This window comes from Paraurantiacibacter namhicola (genome assembly GCF_001687545.1).
Lineage (GTDB): Bacteria > Pseudomonadota > Alphaproteobacteria > Sphingomonadales > Sphingomonadaceae > Paraurantiacibacter > Paraurantiacibacter namhicola.
Genome location: NZ_CP016545.1, coordinates 660,137 through 674,671, shown reverse-complemented (window position 1 = coordinate 674,671; position 14,535 = coordinate 660,137). Strand labels below are relative to the sequence as shown.

11 protein-coding genes are annotated in these 14,535 nt (G+C 65.5%); 2 read left to right on the top strand and 9 right to left on the bottom strand.

Features of this window, described 5'->3' with window-relative positions; genetic code table 11:
* The first annotated feature begins 11 nt into the window (after positions 1–11).
* Positions 12–2,546: a DNA topoisomerase (ATP-hydrolyzing) subunit B gene (gene gyrB / locus A6F65_RS03235; protein WP_067789896.1), complete on the top strand. Its 2,535-nt coding sequence runs from the start codon at positions 12–14 to the stop codon at positions 2,544–2,546.
* A gap of 76 nt (positions 2,547–2,622) precedes the next feature.
* Here gyrB and A6F65_RS03230 read toward each other — a convergent pair whose 3' ends face one another.
* From A6F65_RS03230 to A6F65_RS03200, 7 genes are all read right to left on the bottom strand, one after another.
* A complete protein-coding gene (locus A6F65_RS03230; RefSeq protein ID WP_067785934.1) occupies positions 2,623–5,862 on the bottom strand; it encodes a PKD domain-containing protein in 3,240 nt (1,079 codons plus the stop codon).
* Positions 5,863–6,012: 150 nt separating this feature from the next.
* A complete protein-coding gene (locus A6F65_RS03225) occupies positions 6,013–6,543 on the bottom strand; it encodes a hypothetical protein (RefSeq protein ID WP_067785932.1) in 531 nt (176 codons plus the stop codon).
* 58 nt (positions 6,544–6,601) lie between these two features.
* Positions 6,602–7,216, bottom strand: coding sequence for a lysophospholipid acyltransferase family protein (locus A6F65_RS03220; RefSeq protein WP_083989180.1), 615 nt, complete (start codon positions 7,214–7,216; stop codon positions 6,602–6,604).
* 1 nt (position 7,217) lies between these two features.
* Complete coding sequence (locus A6F65_RS03215) at positions 7,218–7,742, bottom strand: DUF2306 domain-containing protein (protein WP_157093031.1); 525 nt, start codon at positions 7,740–7,742, stop codon at positions 7,218–7,220.
* Between the two features lie 79 nt (positions 7,743–7,821).
* Positions 7,822–8,124, bottom strand: a complete 303-nt coding sequence (locus tag A6F65_RS03210) for a DUF3088 family protein (protein ID WP_067785928.1) — start codon at positions 8,122–8,124, stop codon at positions 7,822–7,824.
* A 2-nt stretch (positions 8,125–8,126) separates the two neighbouring features.
* On the bottom strand, positions 8,127–9,728 hold the full coding sequence (locus A6F65_RS03205; protein WP_067785926.1) for a carboxyl transferase domain-containing protein: 1,602 nt from the start codon (positions 9,726–9,728) through the stop codon (positions 8,127–8,129).
* Between the two features lie 4 nt (positions 9,729–9,732).
* Positions 9,733–10,887: an acyl-CoA dehydrogenase family protein gene (locus A6F65_RS03200; RefSeq protein ID WP_067785924.1), complete on the bottom strand. Its 1,155-nt coding sequence runs from the start codon at positions 10,885–10,887 to the stop codon at positions 9,733–9,735.
* 141 nt (positions 10,888–11,028) lie between these two features.
* Between A6F65_RS03200 and A6F65_RS03195 the strand changes: the two genes are divergently transcribed.
* On the top strand, positions 11,029–12,564 hold the full coding sequence (locus tag A6F65_RS03195) for a sensor histidine kinase (protein WP_083989176.1): 1,536 nt from the start codon (positions 11,029–11,031) through the stop codon (positions 12,562–12,564).
* Here the strand turns inward: A6F65_RS03195 and A6F65_RS03190 are convergent.
* Positions 12,551–13,615, bottom strand: a complete 1,065-nt coding sequence (locus tag A6F65_RS03190) for a class I SAM-dependent methyltransferase (RefSeq protein ID WP_067785922.1) — start codon at positions 13,613–13,615, stop codon at positions 12,551–12,553. The two genes, A6F65_RS03195 and A6F65_RS03190, sit on opposite strands and share 14 nt — an antisense overlap.
* Positions 13,612–14,511, bottom strand: a complete 900-nt coding sequence (gene lgt, locus A6F65_RS03185) for a prolipoprotein diacylglyceryl transferase (RefSeq protein ID WP_067785920.1) — start codon at positions 14,509–14,511, stop codon at positions 13,612–13,614. Before lgt ends, A6F65_RS03190 begins: the two co-directional genes overlap by 4 nt.
* Positions 14,512–14,535: the final 24 nt, after the last annotated feature.

The window sequence follows — 14,535 nt, the reverse complement described above, 5'->3', positions numbered from 1 at the left end:
ATATAATCGCCATGGCAGAAAACACTCCCGATACTCCGGAAAGCAAGCGCCAGAACGGCGAATATGGCGCAGATTCGATCAAGGTCCTGAAGGGCCTCGACGCGGTCCGCAAGCGCCCTGGCATGTATATCGGCGATACCGACGATGGCAGCGGCCTGCACCACATGGTGTTCGAGGTTTCGGACAACGCCATCGACGAGGCGCTGGCGGGGCATTGCGACCTGGTGCTGATCGAGCTGAACCCCGATGGCAGCGTGTCGGTGGAGGACAACGGCCGCGGCATCCCGGTGGGCATGCACAAGGAAGAAGGCGTCTCCGCGGCAGAGGTCATCATGACCCAGCTGCACGCGGGCGGTAAGTTCGAAAACACCAGCGACGACAATGCCTACAAGGTGTCGGGTGGTCTGCACGGCGTGGGCGTGTCCGTGGTCAATGCGCTATCCGAGTGGCTGGAGCTGCGCGTCTGGCGCGACGGCAAGGAGCACTGGATGCGCTTCGAGCACGGCGAGGCCGTCGGCTCGCTGGAGATCGTGGGCGACGCGCCGCCGGTCGCCTCCAATGGCGACGATGATGGCCTGAAGAAGGGTACGCGCGTCACTTTCAAGGCGAGCGAGGAGACGTTCAAGAACGTCATCGAGTTCGATTTCGACAAGCTGGAGCATCGCTACCGCGAGCTCGCCTTCCTGAATTCCGGCGTGCGCATCCTGCTGCGCGACAACCGCGCGGAAGAAGTGCAGGAGCATGACCTGTTCTACGAAGGCGGCATCGGCGCATTCGTGAAATACCTCGACCGCAACAAGCAGCCCCTAGTGCCCGAACCCATTGCGGTGAGCGCTGACAAGGAAGGCATCGGCATCGACGTCGCGCTGCAGTGGAACGACAGCTATTACGAGAACGTCCTGTGCTTCACCAATAACATCCCGCAGCGCGATGGCGGCACGCACCTGGCCGCATTCCGCAGCGCGCTGACGCGCACGCTGAACAACTATGCGACCAGTGCCGGCCTGCTGAAGAAGGAAAAGGTCTCGCTGAGCGGCGAGGACATGCGCGAAGGCCTGACTGCCATTGTGTCCGTCAAGCTGCCCGATCCCAAGTTCGGCAGCCAGACGAAGGACAAGCTGGTCAGCAGCGAAGTGCGCCAGCCGCTGGAAAGCCTGATGGGCGAGAAGATGACCGAGTGGCTGGAAGAGAACCCGGCCGATGCGAAGTCCATCATCCAGAAGATCATCGACGCCGCCGCCGCGCGCGAGGCTGCACGCCGCGCCCGCGAAATGAGCCGCAAGGGCGCCATGAGCGTGGCCAGCCTCCCCGGCAAGCTGGCCGATTGCCAGGAACGCGACCCGGCGAAATCCGAACTGTTCCTGGTGGAGGGCGATTCCGCAGGCGGCAGCGCGAAGCAGGGCCGCGACCGCAAGACGCAGGCCATCCTGCCGCTGAAGGGCAAGATCCTGAATGTGGAACGCGCCCGCTTCGACCGGATCATCAGCTCCAAGGAAGTGGGCACGCTGATCCAGGCGATGGGCACCGGCCTGCGCGACGAATTCACGCTCGACAAGCTGCGCTATCACAAGATCGTGATCATGACGGACGCCGACGTAGATGGCGCGCATATCCGCACGCTGCTGCTGACCTTCTTCCACCGGCAGATGCCGGAAATCGTGAAGGCCGGGCACCTCTACATCGCCCAGCCGCCGCTGTTCAAAGTCGCCAAGGGCCGCAGCGAGGTTTACCTTAAGGACCAGGGCGCGCTCGACCGCTATTTGGTCGACGGTGGCCTCAGTGGCCGGGTGCTGGAAACGACCGAGGGTTCGCGTTCCGGCGAAGACCTGCGCTCGCTGGTCGAACACGCGCTGCGCATGCGCAATTTGCTCGCCTTCATCCCCGGCAAGTATGACAGCGGCATCGTGGAGCAGCTGGCGCTGTCGGGCGCACTCGACCCCGCCCTGTCCCCCGAGCAGCGCCGCAAGGCGCTGGCGCTGGCGGCCGAGCGGCTGGGTCGCGGCGATCCCGAAGCCAAGTGGTCCTCCAGCCTGCGCGAAGACGGCGCTGCCCGTTTCGACCGCCTGTGGCGCGGCGTGACCGATGTGCACGAGATCGAGGCCCGCTTCCTCGAAAGCGCCGAGGCGCGCAAGCTGCACGGCCTCGCCGCAAAGCATGCCGAAGCCTATGCGCAGCCGAGCGAACTGGTCCGCCAGGCCACCGGCGAAGCGCAGCCGGTGGAGGACAATCCGGACCAGACCGATGCCGAGAGCCCGGCGCTGGTGACCAGGGATTCGATCACCCGCCCCACGCAATTGCTCGACGCCGTGCTGGCCGCCGGCCGCAAGGGCCTGTCCGTGCAGCGCTACAAGGGGCTGGGCGAGATGAATGCCGAGCAGCTGTGGGAGACCACGCTGGACCCGGACAACCGCGCCCTGCTGCAGGTGAAGGTGGAAGACGCCGACGTGACGGACGAGATCTTCACCCGCCTGATGGGCGACGTGGTGGAACCGCGCCGCGAATTCATCCAGGAAAACGCCCTCAACGTCGCCAATCTCGACGTTTGATGCGGCATCGCAGGAAAAGGAAAGGGGCCGGACCGCTTATGCGATCCGGCCCCTTCCTGTTTGCTGACCCGTCGGCTCAGAAGCTGAAGGATACGGCGATCCGTCCGCCGAACTGCTCCAGCCGCGCCTCGCCGATGCCATCGTAGAAACCGGCAATACCGATCCGCACGCCCTCGGGAGAGGCGGTGTTCACACCGGCTGCCACCTTGCCGCGAAGGCCGTTCTCGACCGGACTGAAGCGGTCCGCGCCGAAGGTCAGGATTCCCTCGAACTCGGCATAGGGCGCAAGGCTCCAGCCGCTATCGGACATGGTGGTGTAGGCGATGCGCGGGCGCAGGCTCGCCTCGCCCTGGTCCACGGTGAAGTCCGGGATCACCACGCCGCGGCTGTCGGTGTAGCTGCCGACATCCTCGCTGAGATAGCGCACGCCTGCTTCGGGAGAGAACATCAGGCCGTCGCCCAGCGGGATCTCGCCCGTCGCCGCGAAGTCGAAGAACAGGCGCTCGGTCTCGAACCCATCGACATTGGTGCCGAGCGGAGAAACCGAGTTATCCGACTGGCCGTAAGCGACGCGCGCATCCACGAAGAACCGCTCGCCCAGGCGCGCCGTCACGTACGGCCCGGCCATCCAGCCATCGCCTTCCGCCATGCCGGCGAACAGCGCATCGCTGTCATTGTCGAACCGGTCGTACTGGAACATGGCGCCGACCAGCAGGCTGTCCGTCAGCAGGTAATCCGCGCCGACGAAGCCGACCGCGAAGCTGCCCTTGTTCCGCCCGATGGTGACATCGCTGATCTGTCCTTCGATCCAGACATCGAACCGGCCCGCGCCATTGTCCGCCAGGCCAAGCGCGGCGCTGGCCATGGCCAGGCTGCTGGAGACGCGCAGGTCACCGCCCGTCAGGCGCATGTCCACCGGCAGCTTGCCGCTGCCCGGAATGGGCACGCCGCCAAGGCTGGCGCTGCCGCCGCCCGGCGTTACGCCGCGCACCCGGTCCAGCCGGCGCATGCTGTCGGGCTGGCCGGCCAGCAGCAGGGCATTACGCCCGCCCAGGAACTCGCCAATCGCCTCCTGCGCAGCGCCGCGCGTGTCGGACAGCTCCACCGTGCAGACCAGGTCTTCACTGGGCGAAAGCTCCAGCGCGATGCTGCCCTGCGCGAAGTTCACCGCGCTGTCCGTGTCGTTGCAGCTGAGCGCCGTCAGGGCATAGCCCTGCGCCCGCAGGTCTGCGACGGAAAAGGTGTAGCTGCCGCTGGACACGCCGGTCGCACTTGCCGTCGCCATGCCATTGCTGGTGGTGACGGAGCTGGCGAGGCCCGGGACATTGGTGGTGTATCCCACCTGCGTATCGGGCCCCACGATCCGCTGGCGGATGGTGATGTTGCCCAGCGCCTGCACCGTGATGGTCACCGTGTCCGCCGGACTGTCGACCTGGCCATCGTTGACGATCAACTGGAAAGTCAGCGGCTGTGTGCCGGTGACATTGGGCGCGGTGAAGGTGGGCGAGGTTGCCGTGCTGCTGCTGAGCGTGACGCTCGGCCCGCCGGTCTGCACCCAGCGATACGTCAGCGTGTCACCGTCCGGGTCGCTGGAGCCGGAACCGTTCAGCGTGACAGTCTGCCCGCTGTCGATCGGCCCCTGATCCGCGCCCGCATTCGCGACCGGTGCGGTGTTCGGCTCCACCGTGATGACCACCGTATCCGTGACGCTGGAAATCCCGTCGCTGACCGTCAGCTCGAAGGTCAGGTCCTGGTCCACCGGCGTGCCGAGCGGCGCGGTGAAGGTGGCCTGCGCGGCATTGGCATTCGACAGGTTGACGGACGTGCCGCCTGTCTGGACCCAGCTGTACGTCAGCGTGTCCCCTTCCGGATCGCTGGAGGCCGAGCCATCGAGCGTGACGGACGTGCCGCCCTCCACCCGCCGGTCCGCACCAGCCGCTGCCGTAGGCGCGGCATTGGCCGCGATGGTCAGCGTGACCGTGTCGGTGTCGGTCGCCCCGGCATTGTCGGTGACTTCGACTTCGAAGACGAGCGTCTGTGCACTGGCCATTGCGGCAGGCGCGATAAAGCTGGCCCGCACGCTGGCCGGATTGGACAGGGTAACGCTGGGTCCGCTCACCTGCGTCCATGCATAGCCGGTCACCGTTCCATCCGGGTCGCTGGAGCCGCTGGCATCGAGCACGATCCGGTCGCCGGCATCGATGATCCGGTCCGCGCCCGTCACGGCATCGGGCGCGATATTGACCACTGCGGCCGGGATCGTGATCGTAACCTGGTCCGTGCTCGTTGCGCCGTCATCATCGGTGACGGTTACTTCGTAAACCAAGGCCTGCGGGCTGCCGCTGGCAGGCGGGGTCGAAACGGTTGCCTGCGCAGACGAGGGGTTGCTGATGGATGTGGAAGTGCCGCTGACCTGGCGCCAGGAATAGCCGACGATCGTGCCGTCGCTGTCGGTCGAACCCGAAGCATCGATGGTTACGGACGAGTTTGCGGAGGCAGTACGGTCCGCACCTGCATCTGCGACCGGCGGATTGTTTGCCGCCGCGGGACTGAGATTGATCGTCATGACGGAAGTGTCCGTCGCGGTCCCATCGCTGACGGTCAGCTCAAACCGATACTGCCTAGGTGCGGAAATCCCGCTGACTTGGAAAGTGGCCTGCGCCTGACTGGTATTGGAAAGGGTCACACCCCCGGTCGGACCCTGGATCTGACGCCAGGAATAGGTCAGCGGGTCACCGTCAGGGTCGAACGAATTGCTACCATCCAGAATGATCGGCGCATTCGAGACATAGTTCCGATCCACGACGTTGGGACCAGCATTGGCAACTGGCGGGAAGTTGGCCGCCGGCGTGGAGAACGTGGTGGCCAGCGTCGCGCAAGCTCCGCCTGCAGCACTCATCTGGTTCAGGTCGAGCGGGGTCTGCGCCAGCAAGGCACCTCGCGTGTTGAGATCCGTTTCGAAAATCGAGACGTAGACCGGACCGGTCCCCTGCGTGTTTGCCGGCATCAAGAGCTCGCGAACCCCGATATTGATTGCGCTGGCCCCATTGGGGAACACGCCCGGTTGCTTCACCCCGGAGAGATCATTGCCATTTGCATCGGTGATCACAACGTCGGTGAAGTCAGCGCCGAACTGGTCGTTGCGCTGGTAGAATTGCGAGAAATTCCCGCCAATCCAGCAGGCGGTCTGCGAGTTGGTGTTGTTGTACGTAAGGTTTGCCGGTGCCGTTACCGTCGCAGCACTGGCAGGCTGCGCCAATGCGACGAGCGAAACGGAACCCAGCGCCGCAGCGCGGCGGAGAAACTTGGTTTGCATGGATTTTGACCCCTAATCAGAATTGATCCGGGGTTGCCGATGCCAATCAGGCGCGCGGGCTTGAATATCCCAAATGGGACATAAGTGGCGATTTTTTCAAAGCGTCCCGTGCCCGCACAGCGAAGGTTGCAGGAGGCGCGGGAAATGGGCCTATTCGGCGGCTTCGGCGGCCTCGGCCTCTTCCGTGGCGCCGGCTTCCGGGGTCTCCGCCGCAGCGGGAGCAGCCGCGGGCGCATCGTCTTCTGCCGCATCGCGGACATAGATCACATCGCCAGTCGCTTCCGCTTCCGGCTGGTCGATGGCGTCGAGTTCTACCAGCGATCCGTCGCGCAGCAGGAAGAAACCGGTCCCGCCGCTGAAGGCGGAAATCGTCAGGCGCCCGCCATCCTCGCGCGAGAATCGCCCGCTGCGGCGCGATCCGTCGGCATCGGTAAATTCATATGTGTCATCGGCATTCAGGACCAGCTGGCTGGTCGCGCCGTCGGCATCGGTGCGGGTATAGGCGCCGATGAAGTCATCCTCTTCGGAAGCGATGCTTTCCGCCTCGGCCATTTCGAGCGCCGGTGCCTTTTGCGCCTGCAGTTCCGCCTCGTCGATATCCTCCACGCTGATGGTCTCCCCGCAGGCAGCAAGGCTGAGCGAGAGGGCGGCGAGCGGCAGGGCGGCGATGACGGGACGCATGGGATATTCTCCGAGAAACGGTGCTGGCAGGCTGGCCGTCCGGCTGGCCCGCCCTACCCTATTGGCGCTCGCCCCGGCGTTCTTCAAGCTTTGCCGCGAGCGCGGCGAAATCCGGCGTCACGATATTGCGCGAGGAATAGAAGGCCTTCGCCGTTTCCATGTCCGCTTCCAGGTCGCCGGTGGGCATGAGGGAGGGGCCGAGGCCGCCCTCGCGCTTATCCGGATCAACAAAGCCGCACACGATATGCACGCCCGCGCCATGCGCAATGCGGTAGAAGCCGGTCTTCCAGTCGCCCGGCGCACTGCGTGTGCCCTCCGGCGCGATGACCAGCAGCAGTTCGTCCCGCTTGCGGAATTCCTCGGCCATCTGCTCGACCATGCCGGCGCTGCGGCTGCGGTCCACCGGGATGCCGCCCATATCGCGCATGAAGGGGCCCATCGCGCCCTTGAAAAGCGTATGCTTGGCCATGAAGCGGGTGCGCACGTCCAGGTCGTGCGTCAGGCCCAGGAAGTCGATGAAATCCCAGTTTGACGTGTGCGGTGCGGCCAGCACCACGGCCTTCTTCGGGATCGGCCGGTGCGCCACCGCCGTCCATCCGCGGCGGCGATAAAGGCCAAGGAGCGAGGCATAGACCGCGCGCGAGAGCAGGGTGGGCTTGCGGTCGTGCGCCAAGTTACATCGCGATCCAAATTGCAAAAAGCCGGTTGAACATGAAGGTGAAGAACCCTGCAACGAGCAAGGCCCCGATCACGATCCCACGCACGTGGCCGCGATGGGCAACATGATCGCCCGCCCGCGCACTGGAAACAATGCGCCAGCAGACAAAAAGTGTCAGCACGCTGAGAAGGTGGATCAGGCTGAAATTGCCGTCATTGATGTCGCGGATGAAAAACGTGTCCACGGCCGTGATGACCATGGCCGCGATCCAGACATAGCCCATGACCCGGTGCGCCTTGTCGCCCTTGGCCCGCAGCAGCAGGACAGGCGTCAGCGCAAGCGCGATGGCCAGCGTACCGAAGTGCAGCGGGTAAGTCAGCGGCAACTGCGCCAGCTGGTCCTGTCCGCGCCAGATCGCCAGCGCCATTGCGCCCAGCATGGCGAGGCACGCAGCTGACAGGATGTAATCCATCGCCTGGGGGACATAGCCCCACAGCTTGTTGGACTGCGCCGCCTTTGGTGATGTCGCCTGCGTCGCCACTAACACTCTCCCTGCCCTGCGGGGAAGCTGGCAGAGCGGGCCGCCGCCCGCAAGCCGCTTGCAATGCGCCTGCCCGCCATCAGGAAGAACGCTGCGGGAAGCCGTGCCGCTCATTCAACGCAGCCAGCAACGCCTCCTGCGTATTCACGAACCCGCCTTCCGCGAGGACCAGCGCAGGGCAATTCTGTTCGTCCTGTCCGATGGCCTGCACCACTGCCGTACGCGGCCGCTCCCACGGGACGCGGACGATCTCCATGCGTTCGGCCAGCTCCGGGTAGAGCGCGAGCAGGCCCTCCACCTCCACGCAATCGCGGCAGAAGTATTCCGCGCCGTCGCTGCCGGTGTAACTGCGTTCGAGAAGGAAGAGCGTATCCCTCGCCAAGGTCACATCCGGAAAACGCCGAAGCGCGGGGCTTCGGGGATGGGCGCCTCGAGGCATGCCGCAAAGGCCAGCCCCAGCACGTCGCGCGTCTGCACAGGGTCGATCACCCCGTCATCCCACAGCCGCGCAGTGGCGTAGTACGGATTGCCCTCGCTCTCGTACTTGTCGCGGATAGGGGCCTTGAATTCCTCCGCCTGCTCATCCGTCCACCTGTCGGCATCGCGGTGCACGGTGGCAAGCACGCTGGCGGCCTGCTCGCCGCCCATCACGCTGATGCGGGCATTGGGCCAGGTGAAGAGGAAACGCGGGGAATAGGCGCGGCCGCACATGCCGTAATTGCCTGCGCCGAAGCTGCCGCCGATCACCACGGTGATCTTGGGGACCTGCGCGGTGGCGACGGCGGTCACCAGCTTCGCGCCGTGCTTGGCGATGCCTTCCGCCTCGTACTTCCCGCCGACCATGAAGCCGGAGATGTTCTGCAAGAACAGAAGCGGGATGCCGCGCTGGCAGGCAAGTTCGATGAAATGCGCGCCCTTCTGGGCAGACTCGCTGAAGAGCACGCCGTTGTTGGCCAGGATCGCCACCGGCATGCCCCAGATATGCGCGAAACCGCACACCAGCGTGCTGCCGTAATCGCGCTTGAATTCCTGGAATTCGCTGCCGTCCACTAGCCGGGCAATCACCTCGTGCACCTCATACGGCGCGCGCACATCCTCCGGCACGATGGCGTAGAGGTCTTCCGCATCATATTTCGGCGGGCGCGGGTCGCGCAGCTCCACCCTCGCCGTGTCGCCAGCGCCAAGATGGCTGACGATATCGCGCAGGATGGTGAGGGCATGCTCGTCATTCTCGGCAAGGTGATCGACCACGCCGGACTTCTTTGCATGCAGGTCCCCGCCGCCGAGGTCCTCGGCGCTGATTTCCTCGCCCGTCGCCGCCTTCACCAGCGGCGGCCCGGCCAGGAAGATGGTGCCCTGTTCGCGCACGATCACGCTCTCGTCGCTCATGGCGGGCACATAAGCGCCGCCGGCGGTGCAGCTGCCCATGACGCAAGCCAGCTGCGGAATGCGCTTGGCGGACATGTTCGCCTGGTTGAAGAAGATGCGCCCGAAATGGTCGCGGTCCGGGAAGACCTCGGCCTGGAAGGGCAGGTTCGCCCCGCCGCTATCGACCAGATAGATGCACGGCAAATGGTTTGCCTCGGCAATTTCCTGCGCGCGGAGATGCTTCTTCACCGTCAGCGGGAAATAGGACCCGCCCTTCACCGTGGGATCGTTCGCCGCGATCATCACCTGCCGGCCTGACACGCGCCCAATCCCTGCAATCATGCCTGCGCCCGGCACGTCCGTGCCATAGACATCGTGCGCCGCCAGCTGGCCGATTTCGAGGAAAGGCGAGCCGGGATCGAGCAGCCGCTCCACCCGCTCACGCGGCAGCAGCTTGCCGCGCGACACGTGCCGCTCGCGGTGCTTCTCGGAGCCGCCCAAGGCCGCAGTCGCGACATGCGCGCGCAGCTCCTCGGCCAGCTTCCTGTTATGCGCAAACCGCGCCTTGGCATCAGGCGCCTCGCGGTCGAGTTTGGATGTGAGGACGGGTGCGGTCATGGCATCAATCCTTCAGCAACTCGCGCCCGATCAGCATGCGGCGGATCTCGTTCGTGCCTGCGCCGATGTCCAGCAGCTTCGCGTCGCGCAGGTAGCGTTCCACCGGCCAGTCCTTGGTGTAGCCCGCGCCGCCCAGGGCCTGGACGCTTTCGCCTGCGACGCGGAAGGCGCTTTCGCTGGCCAGCAGGATCGTGCCGGCGGCATCGAAGCGGGTCGTGCGATCATTGTCGCAGGCGCGGGCCACGGCGTAAGTGTAAGCGCGGGCCGATTGCAGCGCGACATACATGTCCGCCACCTTCGCCTGCATCAGCTGGAAGCTGCCGATGGGCTTGCCGAACTGCTCACGCTCGCGGAGGTAAGGGATCACCGTGTCGAGGCAGGCCTGCATGATGCCCAGCTGGATACCGGCGAGCACCACGCGCTCGTAATCCAGGCCGCTCATCAGCACGGCGACGCCTTCGCCCACTTCGCCCATCACGTTCTCGTCCGGCACGAAGCAGTCTGTGAAGACCAGCTCGCTGGTCGGGCTGCCGCGCATGCCCATCTTGTCCGCCTTCTGGCCCGGCGCGAAGCCGTCCATGCCCTTCTCGATCAGGAAGGTGGTGATGCCGCGCGATCCCTCGCCCGTGCGGGCGTAAACGACCAGCGTCTCGGCATAATGGCCATTGGTGATCCAGAACTTCGTGCCATTGAGCTTCCAGCCGCCATCGACCTTCTCGCCCTTCAGCTTCATCGACACGACATCGCTGCCGGCGCCCGGCTCGCTCATGGCGAGGCTCCCGACATGCTCGCCGCTGATCAGGCCCGGCAAATATTTCGCCTTCTGCGCGGCGTTGCCCCAGCGCGCGATCTGGTTGATGCAGAGGTTGGAATGCGCGCCGTAGCTGAGGCCGACCGAGGCGCTGGAGCGGCTCACCTCTTCCAGCGCGATGACATGTTCGAGGTAGCCCAGGCCCAGCCCGCCATCCTCTTCGGAAACGGTGATGCCATGCAGGCCGAGTTCGCCCATCTGCGGCCAGAGCTCCTGGGGGAAGCGGTCATCGGCGTCGATCCCGACGGCCAGCGGCTCGATCTGTTCGTCGGAGAAGCGGCCGACCGTTTCGCGCAGCATGCGCGCTTCGTCACTCAGGCCAAAGTCGAAATCGGGGGTCGCGCGCATGGAAGCTCCTGTTGGGTTCGACAGCGCGCATAGCAGGGGGCGCGCCACGCGCAAACCGGTTGCAAATGGAAGTATCCCGGGGCGCAGGATTTTGCATTCGCCATGATCCGCACTTGTGGGCTATTGAGCCATCGCGTCGCGATGAAGAATCCTGTCCACCTCTCCTGGCCCACCGATGCCGAGCCCGCGCCCGAGTTCTGCGGCGAGGATGCGCGCATGGGCGTTCTGCGCAGCTTCGATGCCGAGGCTTTCGTCGACGATCCGGAGCTGCAGGCGATCGTGCGCTATGCCGCCGAGATGGCCGGCGTGCCCACCGCGCTCGTCACGCTGGTGGACGAAGAGCGTCAGGTCTTCATCGCCCGCGAAGGGCTGGAAGACCGCGAGACGCCGCGCGAATTGTCTTTCTGCGCCCATGCCATGCTGATCGGCCGCGGCATGACGGTGGAAGACGCGCGCGAAGACCCGCGCTTTGCCGACAATCCGCTGGTCACCGGCGCGCCGCATGTGCGCTTCTACCACGGCCAGCCGCTGATTTCCGGCGAGGGCGCGCCGCTGGGTGCGCTGTGCCTGGTATCACCTGACGCGCGGCCCGGCGGGCTGGACCCGCTGCAGCGCAAGGGCGTGGCCGTAATGGCGCAGGCCGTCATGGGCCGGCTGGAGCGCAGGCGCACCGCGATCGCCGTCGATGCCGAACTGGAGGAGCGCGATGCGCGCTTCCGCGACCTGGCCGATTCCATCCCCGACATCGCTTGGACGGCGAAGCCTGACGGCACAGTCACCTTCATGAATCGGCGCTGGTTCGAATATACCGGGCGGACCGATTTCGATCCGCAGCTGGCAGCGCGCAATTGCGTGCATCCGGACGATTTCTCCAAGATGGAAGCGGCACGGGCGGTATCGCTGCGCGACGGGACGACCTTCGAATTCGAGAACCGGCTGCTGCGCCATGACGGCGCCTATCGCTGGATGATCACCCGCGCCGTGCCCATCACGGACGATAGCGGGGCCGTGGTGCGCTGGTTCGGCACGATTACGGACATCCATGCAGCGCATTCCCTGTCGGAAAGCCGCGACTTGCTGGCCAAGGAACTGAGCCACCGGATCAAGAACATCTTCGCGGTCATCACCGGCCTGATATCGCTCAACGTGCGAAAGCAGCCGGAGCACAAGCCCTTCGCGGACGAGCTGATCCAGACGCTGCGCGCGCTGGGCCGGGCGCATGAATATGTCCGCCCGACGGACCGTATCGCGGATGAGAAGGACACTCTGCAGGGCATGTTCTCCGACCTGTTCGCCCCCTATGGCGGCGGCACGCATGCGCGCGTGAAGGTGAGCGGGGACGACGTGCCCATCGGGCCGCGCGCCGCCACGCCGCTGGCGCTGATCTTCCACGAACTGGCCACCAATTCCGCCAAATACGGCGCACTGGCGCAGGAGCGGGGCGACGTGGACATCACCCTGCGCGAGGAAGGCGACACGGTCATCATCCGGTGGGACGAGAACGGCGTGCTGCACAAACCCGATACCGAGCACGAGGGCTTCGGCTCGCGGCTGGTGGACATGAGCGTGCGCGGCCAGCTGGACGGCGAGTGGGAGCGCCGCTTCGGCGAAGACGGGCTGGAAGTGACGCTGCGGCTGAGCCGCGCGGCGCTAAACGGCCAGGTCAGCTCACGCTGAAGCCTGCGCCTTCCGGCCAGTCCGGATCGGCCAATGCCATTACCTTGAACAGTTCGCCCATCTGGTCCGGTGCGATCAGCCGGTCCTTTGCGGCCAGCAAGGCCTCGCGGTGATGCGGTGCGAAATTGGACAGGGCCTCCGCCCGGCCCTCGATACCCAGCGCGGTCAGGAACTCGCCCTGCGTCACCGTGCCGAGCCATTTGGCCCCGCGTGACTGGGCGACCTGCGCTGCGGCATCGAAATCGACGAGCGCGGTCAGGTCTGCCTCGCCCGGCTCCATGAAAGGGTCGACCTTCCGGTGCGCCTTCACGGCCTGCAATGTGGAGCCGGCCTGGGGCGCCGTGTAGCCGTAATCGATGAACAGCGCCGCGCCGCCCTGGTTCACCAGCCGGCCGGCCGCTTCGTAAAGGATGGCCGCAGCACCGGGGCTGGTTTCCAGCAGCGTGCCATCGGGCTGGTCGCGCCGGGCCTCGGGCACGGCGGCGTCCATCGGCCGATCCCCGGCAATGCAGGCGAAGCGGCCATCGGCCTCGTCCCACACCACCATCCGTTCGCGCCAGCCATCGGGCGTCTTCACCAGCTGGCGAACGGGCAGCGCGTCGAGGAATTCATTGGCGACCAGCAACACCGGCCCTTCCAGCGGGATGAAGCTGAGATCGGCGTGGAAGCGCGCGCCGGGCACGGACTGCAATTGCACTTCCTTCAGTGCGGTGGAGCTTTCCACGAAATGCACGACCGGTTCGATGCCGTATCGCTTCATCGCCCGCAGCGCATCGCGCGCCAGCGTGCCCTTGCCCGGACCAAGTTCCACGTAATGCACCGGCTCCGTCCGCCCGGCGCGGATCCACATGTCGGCCAGCCACAACCCGATCAGCTCACCGAACATCTGGCTGATTTCGGGCGCGGTAACGAAATCGCCCCCCGTGCCCAGCGGGTCGCGGTCGTTGTAATACCGCGCATTCGCTTCGCCCATGTAATGCTGCAGGCTGATGGGCCCGGTATTGGCGACCAGTCGCCGGAAGATGTCCGTCAGCGAGGCATCTTCGTTCATGCGGGTGCGGTTTCCTTCGCGCGGGGCTTTGTCCCGCTGGCGAGCGCCGGGCGGCTCATTGCCCAGAGCACGAGGCCAAGGCCCAGCACGATCATCGGCAGCGACAGCCACTGCCCCATGCTGAGCCCGCTGCGCTCCGCAAATTCGGTCAGGTGCGCATCGGGCTGGCGGAAAAACTCGCCGATGAAGCGGGCCGTGCCCATGCCAGCGGTGAAAGCGCCAACCAGCAGGCCGGGGCGGAAGCGTGCGCGTGTCAGCCAGAACAGGCCCAGCATCACCAGCATCAGCAGCAGGCCTTCCATGCTGGCTTGGTAAAGCTGGCTGGGGTGGCGCGCGACCGGGCCGCCATCGGGGAACACCATGGCCCATGGCACGTCGGGGCCGGCAGGGCGGCCCCATAGCTCGCCATTTACGAAATTGGCCAGCCGTCCGAACAGCATGCCGAAGGGCACGTTGACCGCGATATAATCGCACACGCGCAGGAATTTCAGGTCATTGCGCCGCGTGACCCAGACGATGGCCAGCACCACGCCGATCACACCGCCATGGAAGCTCATGCCGCCGTCCCACAGGCGCAGCAATTCCCACTTCACGAGGCCGTCACCGCTCCAGCCGGTGAACAGTTCCGGCTTGTAGAACAGCGCGTATCCGAAGCGGCCGCCCAGGATCACGCCCAGCGTGCAGTAAAAGAACAGGTCTTCCGCATGGACCTTCGCCAGCGGGGCGCCGGGCGCCTTGATCATCTTCAGCAGGTGCACATAAGCCAGCACCAGCCCCGCGAGATATGCGAGCGAGTAATAGCGCAGCGTGAAGAAGCCGAGGTCGATCCCTTCCTTCAGGCCCAGGTCGGTCCACTGGATCGGCGCATAGGCGCTGGCGACGATTGGCTCTAACATCTGCGGCTGGGATCCCTCGCTTCA